Source organism: Arthrobacter sp. B2060, from assembly GCF_059090445.1.
Genome location: NZ_JBNHFR010000005.1, coordinates 84393 through 101292 on the forward strand (window position 1 = coordinate 84393; position 16900 = coordinate 101292).

Here is a 16900-nt window from a genome sequence, read left to right on the forward strand (position 1 = left end):
CAGGGGAGTGACGCCTCGCGGCCGGGCCCGTAGCAGCCGGCGCCGGCGCAACGGGTAGAATCAATGTCCGTGGCTCTTACTATTGGCATCGTCGGACTGCCCAACGTCGGCAAATCAACTCTTTTCAACGCACTGACCCGCAACCAGGTGCTGGCGGCGAACTATCCGTTCGCCACCATCGAACCGAACATCGGCGTCGTGAACCTGCCCGACCCGCGGCTCCAGAAGCTCGCCGGGATCTTCGGATCCCAGCGCGTGCTGCCCGCAGCCGTCTCCTTCGTAGACATCGCCGGCATCGTCAAGGGCGCATCCGAGGGAGAAGGGCTGGGCAACCAGTTCCTCGCCAACATCCGCGAAGCGGAAGCCATCGCCGAAGTGGTGCGTGTCTTCGACGACCCCGACGTCATCCACGTCGACGGCAAAGTCGACCCCCGTTCGGACATGGAAACCATCAACACCGAACTGATCCTTGCAGACCTGCAGACCATCGAGAAGGCCATTCCCCGGATCGAAAAAGAGGTCAAGATCAAGAAGCGGGAGGCCGCTGAGCTCGCTGCCATCAAGGCCGCGCAGGCGGTCCTGGAGCGCGGCGACACCATTTACTCCTCCATCAAGAGCGACAAGCTGGAGATGGAGCACCTCAAGGAGCTTGGCCTCCTTACGGCCAAGCCCTTTATATACGTCTTCAACGCCGACGAAGCCATCCTCGGCAGCCCTGAGAAGCAGGCGGAGCTGCGGGCCATGGTTGCGCCCGCTGACTGCATCTTCCTTGACGCCAAGCTGGAGTCTGACCTCGTGGAGCTGGACGAGGCCGAGGCCCGCGAAATGCTTGAGATGAACGGCCAGGACGAGTCGGGACTCGATCAGCTGGCGCGGGTCGGCTTCCACACGCTGGGGCTGCAGACGTACCTGACGGCAGGTCCCAAAGAGGCCAGGGCCTGGACCATCCACCGGGGGGACACCGCCCCGCAGGCGGCAGGAGTAATCCACTCCGACTTCCAACGTGGTTTCATCAAGGCCGAAGTCGTCTCCTTCGAAGACCTCATCGACGCGGGGTCCATGGCCGAGGCGAAGTCCCGCGGCAAGGTCCGCATCGAAGGCAAGGAATATGTGATGGCCGACGGCGACGTCGTGGAGTTCCGCTTCAACGTGTAGTGTGGCCTGTTTTCCCTTGCAGACAAAGGGATCAGGCGAGGCCAGTCCGCACAGGGTCCGCAAGAATGCTGAGTGCGTCATCCATCATGGCGCCGGCAGCGGCCCTTGTGCGGTCTTCCGCGGTGGGCCAGAGGTGCGCGCACGTGTTAAACGTCGTTGTGGCCTTAGAGTGACCCAGGGCGCGCTGTACGGTAACTACGTCGCACCCGGCAGCGATCAGACCGGAAGCGTAGAAATGCCTCAGGTCATGGAGTTGCACGTCCTGTAGCCCGGCATCCTTGAGCGTCTTCCGCCACCAGTAACCGATGGTGTTCTGATGCGGCGGCAATCCGCCATCGCCAAGGAATAGCCATTGCTCCTCACTGTGCACTCCGACGTGTTCCACGTGGCGGGCAAGCATCTGCACCAAGCCGTCAGGGATATGCACCAGACGCTCCGAACCATACTTCGGGGCGGTGATCGACACCTGGCCCTTGCCCGCTCTTTGGATTTGCCTCTGAACCTTCAGTGTCCGACGTAGGAAATCAACGTCATTCAACTGGACCGCGGCACCTTCACCGAGCCTCAGGCCGGCAAACGCGCACATGGCTATGAACGGACGGAACCAGTCCTCAGCCGCCGTCAGGAGCTGCCCCACGTCGCTGGGGGATGGGATGACCATTGCGTGCTCATTCTTCCGCGCACGAGGCAGTGTTACGCCATCAGCCGGCTCCGTAGCGAGCATCCTGAACGAGCGCTTGGCGATCTCGAGCAGCCAGGAGTTCAAGACCACCAGCGAATCATTCCGCCGGATTATGGGTCTCATCGAGGGCACGCCCGAGCTGGACGCGAAAGTCTCCAAGGTGTTCACGAGCCACGGTTCGGAGGGTATCGAGCTGAAGAACGGCAACCGGCTGCGGTTCATTGCCCGTTCCGCGAACTCTGTACGAGGATTTTCCGCCTCTGCTATTTACCTGGACGAGGCTTACGCCCTCACACAGGGGCAGATGAGTGCATTGTTGCCGAGCATGGCGGCTCAGACGATGTCGGGGAATGTGCAACTGTGGTTCGCCAGTAGCGCCGGTATGCCGAACAGTGAGGTGCTGTCCCAGTTGCGGGAGCGGGGCAAGAACCCGTTGTCTGAGGGGCTGGCTTACTTTGAGTGGTCTGGCCGGATGATGTTGCCTCGGATGATCTGGACGCTTGGTATCACGCGAATCCCGCCCTTGGGGTGCGCATCTCGGAGGATCACGTCAGGACGGAACTGGCGACGCTGGGGGATGAAGAATTTCGGCGGGAAAGGCTGTCCGTTTGGGCGAAGCTCGGTGGCGAGTCAGTCATCCCCGCTGGCGTTTGGGCAGAAGAGGAGAACGAGAACGCAAAGCCCGGCTCCTCAGTTGCGTTCGCTGTAGATGTCCCTCCAGGGCGCGAGTCAGCGACTATCTGCTCTGCCTCTTATCTCGAGGATGGCCGGACCCATTTTGAGGTTGTGGACCGGCGTGAGGGCACGTCTTGGGTTGCTACCCGCCTCGCTGAACTCAAGAAGAAGTGGAAGCCGGTAGCGATCGTGGTTGACGCCGGGTCCGCCGCTGGTGCCCTGTTGCCTGATTTGCAGCGCGCCCGCGTCCGTACCAAGCAGATCAGCCTCCGCGACTATGCGCAGGCGTGCGGGGCGTTCTACGACACGGTCATGCATGGCAAGGCCAGCCACATCGGCGAGCCAGTGCTTGATGAGGCTGTGGACGCGGCCCGGCAGAAGCACATTGGGGAGACGGCGTTCTACTGGACGCGGAAGAGCGTCATCGCGGGACATTTCGCCGTTGGTGGGCTGCACCAACGCCCTGCACGGCTTGCAGTCAAGGCCCGGCGTGACGGGACAGCCCGCGGTGGCCGCGTGCTGATCCTCTAACAACACTCGCAGCCGGCGGCAAGTGCCATCCGCTCTTTGAGGCCGCACTCACGAAGCTGCTTGCATGATTTTGAAGCTAAGCCTACTTACCAGTAACATTGGGGGGTCCGCTCGTGTCCCCCCATGCACGGCCAGACACAAAAAGAACCCCCGTCAGCCCTTGCGGCGGCGGGGGTTCTTTTAAGGGACTACAGCGGTACTACTTCTTTTCCTCGACGGTGATCGTCCAAGACTGGAAGTTTGCTGATTTCACGTCAAGGAAGTAGTTACCTGCATCCTTGTGGATGGCGGTTTCTCCGGATTCATCTTTCTGAAGCATCTTGATCGGGATGCCTCCGTCTTTCATGATGTCGGTGCCCTGTTCTTCAAGGTAGATCTAGCGCCACGAGGAAGATGCCAATGTTCAGGATCGCGAAGACTGCTATTCCCTTGATCCAGATGTTGTAGCTCTTACTGTTGTTGAACTTTGAGATCTCTTTGGGGGGCGCCCCCTGTTGGGCCATCTCTAGTGCATGGACGGATCCCGCATCGGTAAGCCCTGCCCATGTTGCATCACAGAAGGTCCGGTTGAAGCTGGGTCTGGCTGCTGCTGCCAAGGGGAGTTGCAATCTCTGATCTGTGGTCATGGCGTTACGATCTACGCCCATGACGGAAAACCCAACCGTGGATTCAGTAACCACTCCTGACCTATTGAAGTCCGACGACCGGCGCGCCAAGTATCCCGGGCACCTGCTGCTGTGGACCCTTGAGGATGTCGCGGCTATGTGCGGTATTAGCAGAAGCACGGCATACCGGCACCTGAAAGAGAAACCGTGGCCGTATCATCACCGCATCGGCACCGAGCTTAGGTTCTCAGAGGCGGACATCCAAGCAATACAAGCAACGTATCGCCAAGCCGCCAGTCCACCAGAAAAGCGGGCCAGGAGCACCAGGATCGGGTCCGAAGCGGCCCGACGCAGGGCCCTGCCTACAACATCAGGAACGGATTCAAAGAGCCGCCGCGGAGATGAGAGCCTCTGCTCGATTTGGAACGTCGAGTCCGCAAAAAGTCCGCAAACGGACCAAAATGACCTATCGCTCCCAGTACTTAAAACCCCTAGGAATCAAGGGATACAACCATCCTCAACACCTGCCTGGTAGATAAGGTACGTTCCGCTTCAACGTGTAGGGACCCTAAGTCTGGCCAGGTTCCCTTCTACTGGTTATTCGGTAGACCCGTTCACTGCAACTGCGTTGAGCGCCACCCACAGTGCGCGGAGGAAACCCTCGCTGTCTGGACGGAGTACGGCAGACCTCACACTCCGCCCATCCCATCGCTCGACCAGCAGGATCCCGCCTTTACAACGAGTCACGAACACGTCATCAGCCACCCAGGCCACACCGTCCTTGAAACCGAACATCGCCGCCGGCAGCATTCCTCGGCAGCCCATCACGACAGGCACAGGAATGCCGGCACTTCCGCGGTCTTCTCGGTCTTCACCCATAGCCCGAATGTAAATGAGGGGTGGAGACCAAGACATCAGTACTCAGTACTTGTCTTTCCCCGGCGCGGGCACTCGCCTACTCAGGCGGATCCGCCTATCCGGTTTGGCTACGTCCTGCCAGAGTTTGAGGGCGATCCGGAAGACGTGCACTCCCGGGGCTACGGTGACTGGCTGCGTGTCGAGGGGGCGGTTCCACTTAGCGTGGTCCCTGACAGGGCGCCGAACCAGACGCCCGTCATGACGAGCGCGGCGCCCAGGACGGCAGGCAGGGTCACCGGCTCTTCGATGAGCCATGCCGCCAGCCCCATGGTGACGACGGAAACAGGACAAACACGTACGAGCTTGCCGACGAGGTCCGTGCGCACCACGAGCAGGACCAGGATGAACAGGGAGTGTCACATGCCGTCCCTGCCATCCTCGTTATTCAGTTCCGCCAGAATATCGGCAGCATCGCTGTTGCCGGCGGCTGCCAGACGGCGGAGTTCGTCCAGGGCACCTTTTTCGCTGGCGAGTTCCACAAGTTGATCAGCAGCATCATTGCTGCCGCTGTCGGCGAGACGGCGGAGCTCGTCGAAATCCTCTCGTTCTGCTGCGAGTTCGATGAGTTGTCCGACGGCGTCACGGTCGCCATTGGCGGCCCGTTCCCGTAACCGGGAGAGATAAGAGTCGGTCATTGTGCGAGCCTTCCAGTAACACGCTGCCGGATCCCGTTCCGATGTCCTCAGCCTAGGGGACCTCGGACCAAAAAGAGCGCGCATTCCGCTTGGAAATCAAGGTGGCCGGTCTGCTCTTCAGTGATTGAGGATTAACAATCAAAAGCCCTGATCCCTTGGCTTGGGGCTTTCGTTGCGATTGGCATGGATAACTCGGTGCCCAAACCAACCTGGCAAAGACTGCCGCGGAACGCCCCGGAGTTCCTGCTAGGTTGCATCTCGATAACAACCTTTACTGAGGGACAACTTTCTGACCGCCAGCCATGCCTTCGGGTCTAGGCTACTTCCCATGTGAGACATGCCACATACTCACTGGGGGGATGTGGCGTTTTGGCCGGCGTCTACACAGCGGCGGTCTTTTCCACACTAAACAGACATAGGAGGCGGAATGCGATTCGGTCGTATTTCCAAAGCAGTAGGCGTCGCCGCGGCTGCGGCGCTGGCACTCAGCGCCTGCGCAAACACCAACACCGGGACAACCCCGACCAGCAACGCAGCGGGCAAGCAGGGGGGAACCGCCACCGTTGTCGAGGTGAACGCATTCAACACGTTCAACCCCAACACGGCGGACGGCAATACTGACATCAACTCCAAGGTCAGCTACGCGACCCACTCCGGCTTCTATTACATCGACAACCAGCTCAACGTTGTCCGCAATGAGAAGTTCGGCAAGATGGAAAAGACCTCTGACGACCCCCTCACGGTCAAATACACCATCAACGAAGGCGTCAAGTGGTCTGACGGCACACCGGTCACCGCAGCGGACCTGCTCCTGCAGTGGGCCGCTTTCTCGGGGTACTACAACGACGCCGACGCGGAAGGCAAGGCGGGAACGTCTTACTTCTCGTACGCCGGCGACCCGACGGGCCTCGCACTCACCGACTTCCCGGAAATTGGTGACAACAACCGTTCCATGACTCTGAAGTACTCCAAGCCGTTCGCCGACTGGGAGATCGCCCTCGGTGGCCCCGGGATCGACATCCCCGCCCACGTTCTGGCGAAGAAGGCCGGCATGGCCGACACGCAGGAGTTCATCGACCACCTCAAGGGCATGCCCCGCGGTGACGCCAAGGCGCCGAAGCCTGTAGACAGCAAGCTGAAGGCCATGGCCGACCTCTGGAACACCGGATTCGACTCCAAGACCCTGCCGAGCGACCCGAGCCTGTTCCTCTCCAACGGTCCGTTCATCGTCAAAAGCGTGAACCAGGACCAGTCCCTGACCATGGTCAAGAACAAGGACTACAACTGGGGCCCTGAAGCCAAGCTCGACGAGATCACCGTCCGCTACATCGGCTCCGCACCGGCACAGGTCCAGGCGCTGAAGAACGGCGAGGCGGACATCATCGCCCCGCAGGCGTCCGCCGACACCCTTGAACAGCTCAAGGCGCTCGAGAGCCAAGGCGTAACAGTGGAGCAGGGCAACCAGCTTTCCTACGACCACGTCGACCTGAACTTCTATGGCGTCTTCGCGGAAAAGAATGTGCGCGAAGCGTTCATGAAGACGGTTCCCCGCAAGGACATCGTGGACAAGATCATCAAGAAGCTGGAACCGGAAGCAAAGCCGCTGGATTCACAGCTCTTCGTTCCCGCGCAGCCCTCCTACGCCGACTCTGTGAAGGAAAACGGTTCGGCTGCCTACCAGGATGTGGACATTGACGGCGCCAAGCAGCTGCTCGCTGGCAAGACTCCGGAAATCCGCATCATGTACAACAAGGACAACCCGAACCGCGTGGACGCCTTCTCGCTGATCCGTGAATCCGCGACCAAGGCAGGCTTCAAGATCGTCGACGGCGGACTTGGTGCCTCCGACTGGGGCAAGGCGCTCGGCAAGGGCGGCTACGACGCCGCCATCTTCGGCTGGATCAACCCGGGCGTCGGCGTCTCCGGCGTACCGCAGATCTTCCGCACGGGCAACGGTTCCAACTTCAACAAGTTCTCCGATCCGGAGGCCGACAAGCTGATGGACGAACTGATTGTCACGACGGACCGCGGCAAGCAGGACGAGCTCACGAGGCAGATTGACCAGAAGATCTGGGCCTCCGCCTACGGTCTTCCGCTGTTCCAGTCGATTGGCGTGGACGCGTACAGCGACCGCATCACCGGCGTAAAGTTCATGCCCAACCAGACGGGTGTCTGGTGGAACTTCTGGGAGTGGGCCGAAAAGTAAGCCGATGACCACAACAGCAACAAGCTAACTGAGGCGCCGGGATCAAGCACCATGGTCCCGGCGCCTCGTGGCGATATCCACCGCCGGTGCCGGCAACACAGGCGGGCACGGCCAAACCTGCGACCGGTCCGGGCAATCCCCGGGCCCGAATACTGAGGTTCTATCACGATGGTGACCTACATTGTCCGGCGGCTAGTCACCGCTGCACTCATTCTTCTGGGCGCATCCTTTCTGGTGTATCTGCTCACCGCGGCGTCCGGCGATCCGCTCGCAGAGTTCCGGGCCAGCAGCGCCCCCAATAAACAGCAACTGATGGATTCGCGCGCCGCGCTCCTGGACTTGGAGACACCGGCGCCGCTCCGGTACTTCAAGTGGCTCGGCGGTGCCGCCCAATGCCTCGTACCCTTTGCCGGCACCTGTGACCTGGGCAAGAACATCGCGGGCCAGCCCATCACGGACGCGCTGGGGCACGCCCTGGTCCAGACCCTCACGCTCGTTACCGCGGCCACCATCCTGGCGATACTCATCGGGATCACCCTCGGCATCATTACCGCTCTGCGGCAGTACAGCAGCCTGGATTACGGTGTGACCTTCATGGCTTTCCTTTTCTTTTCCCTGCCTATCTTCTGGGTCGCCGTGCTGCTGAAGGAATTTGGCGCCATCGGTTTCAACAACTTCCTCAGGAATCCCGAGATACCTGTTCCTGTGGCCATAGGCGTCGGCGCGGTGTTCGGCCTGGTGGCGCTCATCGTCGCGGGAGGTGATGCCAGGCGCCGGGCAGTAATCGGCGGTACGGTTTTCGCGGCTGTAACTGCCGTGCTCATATACTTTTCGGTCACCCTCTGGTTCAAGACGCCCGGGCTCGGCCCCGTGGTCATCGCCATCGCGGGAGTGGGGCTGGCCTTTGCCGTGACGCTGCTGACCGCAGGGCTGAGGAACAGGAAAGCGCTGCAGTCGGCGCTCATTGCCGCAGGCGCGGGCGTTGTTGCCTACTTCGCCGTCCAGCCACTGCTCAACCAGGCCACCTTCCTCATGATCATGCTGCTTGCGGTGGCCGCTGTCCTCATCGGGATGGGTATCGGCTACCTGGTGGGCGGGTACGACCGCGGCCAATCCATGCGCGCCGCGGCGATCACGTCCTTCCTGCTGGGAATCCTCATCGTCCTGGACCGCTTTATGCAGGCCTGGCCGGCGTATTTCAACAACAGCAGGGTCCGAGGGCGCCCCATTGCCACCATCGGCGCCGGCACTCCGAACATCGAGGGTGACTTCTGGATCCTTGGGCTCGACTCGTTCACCCACCTGATTCTGCCCACCACGGCACTTATCCTGATCTCCCTGGCCGGCTACACCAGATTCACCCGCGCTTCCATGCTGGAGATCATGAACATGGACTACATCCGGACCGCGCGGGCCAAAGGCCTCTCCGAACGGACCGTGGTCATGCGGCACGCTTTCCGCAATGCCCTCATCCCGGTGGCCACGATCGTCGCCTTCGACATCGGCGGGCTCATCGGCGGTGCCGTCATCACAGAGACGGTGTTCTCGGTTCGCGGCATGGGATTCCTGTTCCTCGACGGCATCCTGCATGTGGACCCGAACCCCGTCATGGGCGTCTTTATCTGCGTCGCCATCACGGCGATGGTGTTCAACCTCATCGCAGACCTTGCCTACTCCGCACTGGATCCACGAGTAAGGGTGAAATCATGAGCCAGCCGAGCCAGCAGGACGAAATCGTAGCTGAACAGGCCGGCCTGAAAGGGCAGCAGGCCGCCGGCATCGAGCCGGTTATCGAGGCCAAAGGACTCAGCCAGGGACAGATTGTCCGCAAGCGGTTCCTCGGCCATTCCGGTGCGATTGTGGGCCTGGTTGTCTTTGCCATCATCTTCCTTACGGCCTTCACGTCCGTGGGATATGCGGGAATCCCGGGATGGTGGAAATACACGCACGTGGCCGTTTCGCCGCTCGTCAACGACGGCGCCCCGACGGCTTCTCTGTGGCCGCTGGCCTGGGGAGAACATCCCTTCGGCCAGGACCGCATCGGCCGGGACCTGTTCGCCATGACCATGCGCGGAGCGCAGCAGTCCATCACGATCATGGTGGTCATCGGCCTCATTGCCGGCCTGATCGGCGTGGCCGTGGGCGCGCTGGCCGGTTACTTCCGTGGCTGGACCGAGGCCATTCTCATGCGCCTCACCGACATCATCATCATCATTCCGGCGCTGCTTCTGGCAGCCGTCATGGCCCAGTTCGCGGGCCGGAGGGACGAAGGGAGCTGGTTTGCCTCGTTTGCGAGCACCAACGGCGTGCTGGCGCTGGGCATCTTCCTTGGGCTCATCAGCTGGGTGGGCCTGGCCAGGCTGATGCGGGGTGAGTTCCTGACCTTGCGGGAACGTGAATTTGTCGACGCCGCGCGGATATCCGGGGCCAGCAACGCGAGGATCATCTTCAAGCACATCCTGCCCAACGCCGTCGGTGTCCTGATCGTCAACGTCACGCTGACCATGTCCGCGGCGATCCTTACCGAGACCGCACTGAGCTACCTCGGCGTGGGCGTGAAGTCACCGGACACCTCCCTTGGCCTGCTCATCTCACAGAACCAGGAGGCCTTCACGACCCGTCCGTGGCTGTTCTGGTTCCCCGGACTGTTCATCGTCCTCATCTGCCTGAGCATCAACTTCATCGGCGACGGGCTGCGGGACGCGTTTGATCCCCGCCAGAAAAAGTTCAATCCCAAGAAAGCCCGGGATGCGGGAAGCCCGATGGTGCCGGAGAAGTCTCCAGTCACCGCCCAGGATGCCGGCACGGGGGACAGGGCCGCCGGGGACGGCCCGGCACCCGGCGATACCCGGGGAGCCTGACGTGAACCGCGCCCTACAGCAGGGCCACGCCCCAGATGCTGAACGCGACGAGCGCTGCAGTCGCGCCCAGCTCCAGCCAGCGCACCGTCACTGTCACGGGCGTCTCCCCGGCGTTTCCGGCGTCGACGGCCCCGGATTCGACCTGCTGCTGCCAGCGGGCGCGCACCAGCTGGGCCGCCTGACCCGAGTCCGTGCTTTTCAGGTCACCGGGCCGGACGGAGAGCCCGGGTCCATAGGTGCTGCCCGGCAGGCCCTGGAGGTCCTCGGGGCGGGCATTGCGTCCGCCCCAGATCCCCGGTGCGGGCGCCGCCCACGCACCGTAGCTTCGGGACGGCGTGATCAGCGTCAGGGCATAGCGCGTGTCCACCTGGACAAGGGCCGCCCACGGTACGGTCACGGACCGGAACGGGTTCTCGAGCCTGACGCCGGCGTCGTGGACCACCACGGACGGGCGCCAGAACAGGAGCCAGCCGAGGTACGCGATGAGCAGCAGCGGCCCGATGCCGGGCACCGCTTCTGCTCCGCCCGTCAGGGCTGTGCTGGCGAGTCCGATCCCCGCTATCAGCCAGGCCAGCCCGGCGAACCATTTGTTGGTGCGGGCCTTGAAAATCGCAGCGTTTTCGGCGTGCGGCGCAGTGCTCATGCCCCCCATAATTCAGGATTCCGAGCCGCGGCACTAATTACAGCTGTGCCACCGGCCCGGGTGGAAGGAAAATCCCAAAATGTCTGACTACATCAGCACCGGCCCCGCCACGACCCGTTCCGGCAACAAAGGCCCGGTGGTCCTTGAGGTGCGGAACCTGAGCGTCGACTTCGGGGTGGAGAAGACGTGGGTGCCCGCCGCCGTCGGCCTCGACTATGAGGTCCGCGCCGGCGAGGTGCTGGCCATCGTTGGCGAATCCGGGTCGGGCAAGAGCGCGAGCTCCATGGCCCTGCTGGGACTGCTGCCCAGCAACAGCCGCGTCTCCGGCAGCGTGAAGCTGTCCGGAAAGGAGCTGCTGGGGGCGGATGAATCCAACATCCGCAGCGTCCGCGGCAAGGATGTGGCCGTCATTTTCCAGGAACCCATGACCGCGCTGAACCCCGTCTACACCGTGGGCGCGCAAATCGTGGAAACCATACGGCTGCACAACGAGGTCTCACCGGACCAGGCCCGTGAACGCGCACTGCAGATGCTGGATCTCGTGGAACTGCCTGATCCGGAGAAGGCGTTCAAGTCTTACCCGCACCAGCTGTCCGGCGGGCAGCGGCAGCGCGCCATGATCGCGCAGTCCCTCTCCTGCGACCCCAAACTGCTGATCGCGGACGAACCCACCACGGCCCTCGACGTCACGGTGCAGGCCGAAATCCTCGACCTCATGAGAAACCTCCGAAACAAGCTGGACAGCGCGATCGTCCTCATTACCCACGACATGGGCGTCGTGGCCGACCTCGCGGACCGGATCGCGGTCATGCGCCGGGGGCTGATCGTCGAAACGGGCACCGCGGAGCAGATCTTCCACAATCCGCAGCACCCCTACACGCAGGCCCTCCTTGCCGCCGTGCCGCACCTTGGGCAGGGCGGCGGTGAAGGGGCAGAGACGGACGTGGACGTGACTGCCGCGCTGGCGGCCGCCACGCATGCTGAACTCGAATCCGTGGATCACGAGGAACTGGTCCGGCGGGAGCGCGAGAATGCCGCCGCGCTGGCCGCCGCCGCGGCCGCCAGGCCCACCGGTGAGCCCGTCCTTGAACTCACGGATGTGGCCATCGAGTACCCCAAGCAGGGCCGCGTGCCTGCTTTCCGAGCCGTGGAAGGCGCCAACCTGACCATCTACCCGGGGCAGGTCGTGGGGCTCGTGGGGGAGTCCGGCTCCGGGAAGACCACCGTCGGACGGGCAGCCGTGGGCCTGCTGCCCGTCGCGGCCGGCACCATGCGCGTGGTTGGCCAGGACATTTCCGCGGCGAAGAAGAACGGCAGGCAGCTGCACAGCGTGCGGCGCCACATCGGAATGGTCTTCCAGGATCCGTCGTCCTCGCTGAACCCGCGCCTGCCCATCGGCGAAAGCATCGGCGAACCCATGTACCTTGCCGGCGTTGCGAAGGGCGCGGACCTGCAGAAGCGGATCGAGGCGTTGCTGGACCAGGTGGAACTGCCCCGCGCGTACCGCAACAGATACCCGCACGAGCTGTCCGGCGGGCAGAAGCAGCGCGTGGGCATAGCGCGTGCCCTCTCGCTGAAGCCGAAGCTGATGGTGGCGGACGAGCCGACGTCCGCGCTCGACGTGTCCGTCCAGGCAAAGGTGCTCGAACTGTTCCAAAACCTGCAGCGCGAGCTGGGTTTCGCTTGCCTCTTCGTGACCCACGACCTGGCGGTGGTGGACGTGCTGGCCGACAGGATCTGCGTGATGCAACGGGGACGCATCGTCGAGCAAGGGACCCGTGACCAGATCCTCCGGAACCCACAGGAGCCGTACACGCAAAGGCTGCTGGCGGCCGTCCCGCTGCCGGACCCTGAACGTCAGCGTGAGCGCCGGGAACTGCGCGCCCAGCTGCTCGCGGCCGGCCTGGACTGACGTCCCGGCGCTAGCCGGCGTCGAGGCCGAGGGCCGAAAGCCGGCCGCCCAGCAGTACTCCCAGGGCGCGGTGGCCGTCGTCGTTCATGTGGACTGAGTCGGCGAGCTGGTCCTCAAGCCCGTAGCGGGTGAGCCAGTCGCCGACACTGACGAACGGGATGCCGCGCTCGGCCGCCACGGTGCCCAGCAGCGCATCCACTTCGGCGCGCCGCCCGCCGCCGTTTCCTGCGCCCTTGCCCAGAGTTCCCACCATTACCAGCTTGGCGCCGGGGTAGCGCTGTTTCAGGGTGGTGATTAGGCTCCCGGCGTTGGCGGCAATCTGTGCGTCGGTGGCTCCCTGCTTGGCGTCGTTTCCGCCGCCCTCGATGACGACGAGCGGGGGGAAGCCGTAGGGAAGGTGCCAGTGCCCCCGCTGCAGGGCATCGACGTAGTTTCCTGTGGTCCCGTTGGAGGCCACAAAGCCCGTTCCTCCCCTGCCGCAGAAGAAGACGTCGTAGCCCAGTCCGGCCAGTGCACGGCGCGGCCAGCTTGCCGCCGGCTCGGACTGTGAATCGCCGATCAGCAGCGCCGTGCGGCCAATGTTATCGGTAATGACTTCGTCCCGGCCGTTGGCAGGATTGCGGAACAGGGCACCCGCCGGCAGGCTGGAAGGATCCACCGCCGTGAACTCGCCGGTGGCCGGCGAGCCGGCGGCGACTGCCTCGCCGGGCGCTGCCGCGGGCACCGCAGCAGCCCGGGAAACCGATGGGCCGCCTGTCCCGGCATCGGGCTGAAAGGGCAAGCCGCACGCGCCCAACGCCAGGCATGCGGCAATGCCGGGGGCAATCAGGACAGCCCGCGTTGAGGCTTGTAGCATCCGTGGACTCCTGGCCTGTTGCATAGCGTTCAGGCAATAGTGATGGATCAGTTCCGGAAAAGCCAGCGATCCTGCCCACGTGACGCGGCTTGCCGACTCACGATTTGGTAACGCGGCAGGGCCGCGGTTTTTTGCGGCTTTAGGCCAATAAATGGCGGAGCGTTTAGACTTGGAGTAGGTGCCCTGTGTAAAGGGTCTAATCCGTCGTGCGTTCCGGTTGGAAATGTCGCGATACAACAGCTGACTTCACCACTGAATCGAGCAATAACGCATGTCTGAAACCACCACCAACACTGCGGTAGCCACTGCATCGCGCAGTGACCTGCGCAACGTCGCGATTGTGGCCCACGTTGACCACGGCAAGACCACCCTGGTTGACGCCATGCTCAAGCAGACCAATTCCTTTGCCGAGCACAACCACCTCGAAGACCGTGTGATGGACTCGGGTGACCTGGAGCGCGAAAAGGGCATCACCATCCTGGCCAAGAACACCACGGTGGCCTACAACGGTCCGTCCTCCAACGGCGAGACCATCACCATCAACGTCATCGACACCCCCGGCCACGCCGACTTCGGCGGCGAGGTGGAGCGCGGTCTGTCCATGGTTGACGGCGTCGTGCTGCTGGTCGATTCTTCCGAGGGCCCGCTGCCGCAGACCCGCTTCGTGCTCCGCAAGGCCCTCGCCGCGCACCTGCCGGTCATCCTGCTGGTCAACAAGACCGACCGTCCCGACGCCCGCATCGACGAAGTTGTCCACGAGTCCATGGACCTGCTCCTGGGCCTGGCCTCGGACCTCGCGGACGAAGTTCCGGACCTGGACCTGGACAAGGTTCTTGAAGTTCCCGTCGTTTACGCCGCCGCCAAGGTTGGCCGCGCGTCCCTCGAGCAGCCGGCCAATGGCTCCGCCCCGGACAACGAGGACCTGGAACCGCTGTTCAAGACCATCATCGAACACATCCCGGCGCCGACGTACAACCCCGACGGTGTCCTGCAGGCGCACGTCACCAACCTGGACGCTTCCCCGTTCCTGGGCCGCCTTGCCCTGCTGCGCATCTACAACGGCACGCTGCGCAAGGGACAGCAGGTTGCCTGGGCCCGCGCCAACGGCGAGCTGAAGACCGTGAAGATCACCGAACTGCTGGCCACCAAGGCACTGGACCGCGTTCCGGCTGAATCCGCAGGCCCCGGTGAGATCGTGGCTGTCGCCGGCATCGAGGAGATCACCATCGGTGAAACCCTGACCGACGCCGAGAACCCGCAGCCGCTGCCGCTGATCACCGTGGACGATCCCGCGATCTCCATGACCATCGGTATCAACACCTCCCCGCTGGCCGGCAAGGTCAAGGGCGCCAAGGTCACGGCCCGCCAGGTCAAGGACCGCCTGGACAAGGAACTGATCGGTAACGTCTCCATCAAGGTTCTCCCCACCGAGCGTCCCGACGCCTGGGAAGTCCAGGGCCGTGGTGAGCTCGCGCTGGCCATCCTCGTGGAGCAGATGCGCCGCGAAGGCTTCGAACTCACGGTCGGCAAGCCGCAGGTTGTTACCCGGACCATCGACGGCAAGATCCACGAGCCGATGGAGCACATGACCATCGACGTGCCGGAAGAGTACCTGGGTGCCGTCACGCAGCTCATGGCCGCGCGCAAGGGTCGCATGACCAACATGGCCAACCACGGCACCGGATGGTGCCGCATGGAGTTCATCGTCCCGGCCCGCGGCCTCATCGGGTTCCGCACCAAGTTCCTCACCGACACCCGCGGTGCAGGCATCGCATCCTCGATCTCCGAAGGCTACGAGCCCTGGGCCGGCCCGATCGAGTACCGCACCAACGGTTCCATGGTTGCCGACCGCGCCGGCGTGGTGACCCCGTTCGCCATGATCAACCTGCAGGAGCGCGGTTCCTTCTTCGTGAAGCCCACGTCCGAGGTCTACGAGGGCATGATCGTCGGCGAGAACTCCCGCGCCGACGACATGGACGTCAACATCACCAAGGAGAAGAAGCTCACCAACATGCGTGCCGCTTCGTCGGACTCCTTCGAGAACCTGACGCCGCCGCGCGAGCTGACCTTGGAAGAGTCGCTGGAATTCGCCCGCGAGGACGAGTGTGTGGAGGTCACCCCGGAGGACATCCGCATCCGCAAGGTCATCCTGGACACCAACGAGCGTGCCAAGGCCAACCGCGCCCGCGCCAAGGCATAACCGCAGCCATCCGGCAAGTACGGATACCGCGTGAATAAGAGAGCTGCCGGCATGGCAGGCGGTCTGGCCGCCGCCGTGCCGGCAGCTCTTTTTGCTGCCTTCGCCGGTACAGCCCTGCACCGGCAGCAGTTGGCGGCCGCCGACGTCGTGCTCCCGCTGGGCGCGTTAGCGGCGCTGGTACTGCTGGGATCCCTCCAGCTGCTGGTGGGGGCGGCCTTCCGTTCTCTGGTGCCGACGGCGGCCACAGGGGTCCTCTGCTACGTCCTGGCGGGCTGGTGGTCCACCATGCCGGCCGGGAAGCGCCTGATCGCGGGGGACCCGGCCGGAAACATGTGGGTGTACGGGATCGCTGTTGTCACCGTGCTGATGCTGGCATGGTGCCGGCGGTACCGCCGGCGGAGCCCGGCAGCGCAGACCCCCGTCGGGCCCGTCCGGGCGGCGGCAACGGAAGAATAGGGCTAGTCTGCCGTTGGATCCCGGTGGTGGGCGATCATCAGCGACGTGGCCTCGCCGTCGTCGTCGGCCGGAAGGGCCATGTACTCGTCCAGCACCGCGCGGAGCTTACCCAGCATCTCCTGCCGCCGGGCCGCGTTGAATTTCACGCCCAGCCGCCACACCTCAATGTCCTCCGGCGGAAGGTCCCGGGTTTCCTGCACGAACGTCTCAATGAGGATGGGGGCCACGTTATCCACGGATGTGCTCCAGGACTTGCGGCTGGCTATGTAGGGCACCTCAGCTGCGCCCCGCCGCCCCTTCCGGCGTTCCTCTGCCAGCAGGAAGCCGGTCCGCACCAGCGTGCGAACATGATGAAGGCTGGAAGCCGGGTTGATGCCCAGCAATTCGGCGATTTCCTTGTTGGTGCGTGCCTGGTGGAGGCACAGCCGGAGGATCCGGAGCCTGATCGGGGAGCTGAGCGCACGGCCCTTCGCCACCAGGTCCGCATCATCGCTTTCCGGGGCGGGTGTCATAGCGCCAGTCTAGCCAGCAAAAAGTGATTGACATATATCAATCACCACTGGAA

The 16900-nt window shown here is 63.4% G+C and carries 18 protein-coding genes; 10 read left to right on the top strand and 8 right to left on the bottom strand.

The window, feature by feature from the left end:
- Positions 1–69: 69 nt before the first annotated feature.
- Positions 70–1155, top strand: coding sequence for a redox-regulated ATPase YchF (gene ychF, locus AC5RUM_RS10860; protein ID WP_400578803.1), 1086 nt, complete (start codon positions 70–72; stop codon positions 1153–1155).
- Between the two features lie 31 nt (positions 1156–1186).
- On the opposite strand, the gene AC5RUM_RS10865 is transcribed toward ychF, so the two are convergent.
- Positions 1187–1816, bottom strand: coding sequence for a site-specific integrase (locus AC5RUM_RS10865; RefSeq protein ID WP_494034935.1), 630 nt, complete (start codon positions 1814–1816; stop codon positions 1187–1189).
- A 76-nt stretch (positions 1817–1892) separates the two neighbouring features.
- Between AC5RUM_RS10865 and AC5RUM_RS10870 the strand changes: the two genes are divergently transcribed.
- Both AC5RUM_RS10870 and AC5RUM_RS10875 read left to right on the top strand, forming a co-directional pair.
- On the top strand, positions 1893–2546 hold the full coding sequence (locus tag AC5RUM_RS10870) for a hypothetical protein (protein WP_494034936.1): 654 nt from the start codon (positions 1893–1895) through the stop codon (positions 2544–2546).
- Positions 2547–2623: 77 nt separating this feature from the next.
- Positions 2624–3043: a hypothetical protein gene (locus AC5RUM_RS10875; protein ID WP_494034937.1), complete on the top strand. Its 420-nt coding sequence runs from the start codon at positions 2624–2626 to the stop codon at positions 3041–3043.
- Positions 3044–3408: 365 nt separating this feature from the next.
- On the opposite strand, the gene AC5RUM_RS10880 is transcribed toward AC5RUM_RS10875, so the two are convergent.
- Positions 3409–3669 (bottom strand): hypothetical protein, encoded by a 261-nt coding sequence (locus AC5RUM_RS10880; RefSeq protein WP_494034938.1) that lies wholly within the window; start codon positions 3667–3669, stop codon positions 3409–3411.
- Between the two features lie 19 nt (positions 3670–3688).
- Here AC5RUM_RS10880 and AC5RUM_RS10885 point away from each other — a divergent pair, with 19 nt between their 5' ends.
- A complete protein-coding gene (locus AC5RUM_RS10885; protein WP_494034939.1) occupies positions 3689–4183 on the top strand; it encodes a helix-turn-helix transcriptional regulator in 495 nt (164 codons plus the stop codon).
- Between the two features lie 62 nt (positions 4184–4245).
- Here AC5RUM_RS10885 and AC5RUM_RS10890 read toward each other — a convergent pair whose 3' ends face one another.
- The 3 genes from AC5RUM_RS10890 to AC5RUM_RS10900 form a co-directional block, all read right to left on the bottom strand.
- Complete coding sequence (locus tag AC5RUM_RS10890) at positions 4246–4527, bottom strand: hypothetical protein (RefSeq protein WP_494034940.1); 282 nt, start codon at positions 4525–4527, stop codon at positions 4246–4248.
- A gap of 158 nt (positions 4528–4685) precedes the next feature.
- On the bottom strand, positions 4686–4895 hold the full coding sequence (locus AC5RUM_RS10895) for a hypothetical protein (protein ID WP_494034941.1): 210 nt from the start codon (positions 4893–4895) through the stop codon (positions 4686–4688).
- Positions 4896–4922: 27 nt separating this feature from the next.
- Positions 4923–5201 carry a hypothetical protein gene (locus AC5RUM_RS10900; protein WP_494034942.1) on the bottom strand — a complete coding sequence of 93 codons (279 nt, stop codon included), beginning with the start codon at positions 5199–5201 and terminating at the stop codon, positions 4923–4925.
- Between the two features lie 427 nt (positions 5202–5628).
- Here AC5RUM_RS10900 and AC5RUM_RS10905 point away from each other — a divergent pair, with 427 nt between their 5' ends.
- The 3 genes from AC5RUM_RS10905 to AC5RUM_RS10915 all read left to right on the top strand — a co-directional run bounded on the left by AC5RUM_RS10905 (position 5629) and on the right by AC5RUM_RS10915 (position 10268).
- A complete protein-coding gene (locus AC5RUM_RS10905; protein WP_494034943.1) occupies positions 5629–7407 on the top strand; it encodes an ABC transporter family substrate-binding protein in 1779 nt (592 codons plus the stop codon).
- 168 nt (positions 7408–7575) lie between these two features.
- Positions 7576–9117: an ABC transporter permease gene (locus AC5RUM_RS10910; protein WP_494034944.1), complete on the top strand. Its 1542-nt coding sequence runs from the start codon at positions 7576–7578 to the stop codon at positions 9115–9117.
- Positions 9114–10268 carry an ABC transporter permease gene (locus tag AC5RUM_RS10915; protein ID WP_494034945.1) on the top strand — a complete coding sequence of 385 codons (1155 nt, stop codon included), beginning with the start codon at positions 9114–9116 and terminating at the stop codon, positions 10266–10268. Before AC5RUM_RS10910 ends, AC5RUM_RS10915 begins: the two co-directional genes overlap by 4 nt.
- A 13-nt stretch (positions 10269–10281) precedes the next feature.
- Here AC5RUM_RS10915 and AC5RUM_RS10920 read toward each other — a convergent pair whose 3' ends face one another.
- Positions 10282–10911, bottom strand: a complete 630-nt coding sequence (locus AC5RUM_RS10920; RefSeq protein WP_494034946.1) for a PH domain-containing protein — start codon at positions 10909–10911, stop codon at positions 10282–10284.
- 79 nt (positions 10912–10990) lie between these two features.
- On the opposite strand from AC5RUM_RS10920, the gene AC5RUM_RS10925 reads away from it, so the two are divergent.
- The gene (locus AC5RUM_RS10925) at positions 10991–12823 is read left to right on the top strand and encodes an ABC transporter ATP-binding protein (RefSeq protein ID WP_494034947.1); all 1833 of its coding nucleotides are present in this window, start codon (positions 10991–10993) and stop codon (positions 12821–12823) included.
- A 10-nt stretch (positions 12824–12833) separates the two neighbouring features.
- Here the strand turns inward: AC5RUM_RS10925 and AC5RUM_RS10930 are convergent, their stop codons facing one another.
- Complete coding sequence (locus tag AC5RUM_RS10930; protein WP_494034948.1) at positions 12834–13679, bottom strand: SGNH/GDSL hydrolase family protein; 846 nt, start codon at positions 13677–13679, stop codon at positions 12834–12836.
- Between the two features lie 271 nt (positions 13680–13950).
- Here AC5RUM_RS10930 and typA point away from each other — a divergent pair, with 271 nt between their 5' ends.
- Together typA and AC5RUM_RS10940 are read left to right on the top strand one after the other, a co-directional pair.
- A complete protein-coding gene (gene typA / locus AC5RUM_RS10935; protein ID WP_494034949.1) occupies positions 13951–15879 on the top strand; it encodes a translational GTPase TypA in 1929 nt (642 codons plus the stop codon).
- 30 nt (positions 15880–15909) lie between these two features.
- Complete coding sequence (locus tag AC5RUM_RS10940) at positions 15910–16335, top strand: hypothetical protein (protein WP_494034950.1); 426 nt, start codon at positions 15910–15912, stop codon at positions 16333–16335.
- Between the two features lie 2 nt (positions 16336–16337).
- Here the strand turns inward: AC5RUM_RS10940 and AC5RUM_RS10945 are convergent, their stop codons facing one another.
- The gene (locus AC5RUM_RS10945; RefSeq protein ID WP_494034951.1) at positions 16338–16847 is read right to left on the bottom strand and encodes an ArsR/SmtB family transcription factor; all 510 of its coding nucleotides are present in this window, start codon (positions 16845–16847) and stop codon (positions 16338–16340) included.
- Positions 16848–16900: the final 53 nt, after the last annotated feature.

Bases quoted from the DNA above. Each gene is read 5' to 3' on its own strand.
- AC5RUM_RS10880 (WP_494034938.1), bottom strand. From the start codon at position 3,669: ATGACCACAGATCAGAGATTGCAACTCCCCTTGGCAGCAGCAGCCAGA.
- typA (WP_494034949.1), top strand. From the start codon at position 13,951: ATGTCTGAAACCACCACCAACACTGCGGTAGCCACTGCATCGCGCAGT.
- AC5RUM_RS10915 (WP_494034945.1), top strand. From the start codon at position 9,114: ATGAGCCAGCCGAGCCAGCAGGACGAAATCGTAGCTGAACAGGCCGGC.
- AC5RUM_RS10900 (WP_494034942.1), bottom strand. From the start codon at position 5,201: ATGACCGACTCTTATCTCTCCCGGTTACGGGAACGGGCCGCCAATGGC.
- AC5RUM_RS10910 (WP_494034944.1), top strand. From the start codon at position 7,576: ATGGTGACCTACATTGTCCGGCGGCTAGTCACCGCTGCACTCATTCTT.
- AC5RUM_RS10945 (WP_494034951.1), bottom strand. From the start codon at position 16,847: ATGACACCCGCCCCGGAAAGCGATGATGCGGACCTGGTGGCGAAGGGC.
- AC5RUM_RS10920 (WP_494034946.1), bottom strand. From the start codon at position 10,911: ATGAGCACTGCGCCGCACGCCGAAAACGCTGCGATTTTCAAGGCCCGC.
- AC5RUM_RS10925 (WP_494034947.1), top strand. From the start codon at position 10,991: ATGTCTGACTACATCAGCACCGGCCCCGCCACGACCCGTTCCGGCAAC.
- AC5RUM_RS10905 (WP_494034943.1), top strand. From the start codon at position 5,629: ATGCGATTCGGTCGTATTTCCAAAGCAGTAGGCGTCGCCGCGGCTGCG.
- AC5RUM_RS10865 (WP_494034935.1), bottom strand. From the start codon at position 1,816: ATGGTCATCCCATCCCCCAGCGACGTGGGGCAGCTCCTGACGGCGGCT.
- AC5RUM_RS10885 (WP_494034939.1), top strand. From the start codon at position 3,689: ATGACGGAAAACCCAACCGTGGATTCAGTAACCACTCCTGACCTATTG.
- AC5RUM_RS10930 (WP_494034948.1), bottom strand. From the start codon at position 13,679: ATGCTACAAGCCTCAACGCGGGCTGTCCTGATTGCCCCCGGCATTGCC.
- AC5RUM_RS10890 (WP_494034940.1), bottom strand. From the start codon at position 4,527: ATGGGTGAAGACCGAGAAGACCGCGGAAGTGCCGGCATTCCTGTGCCT.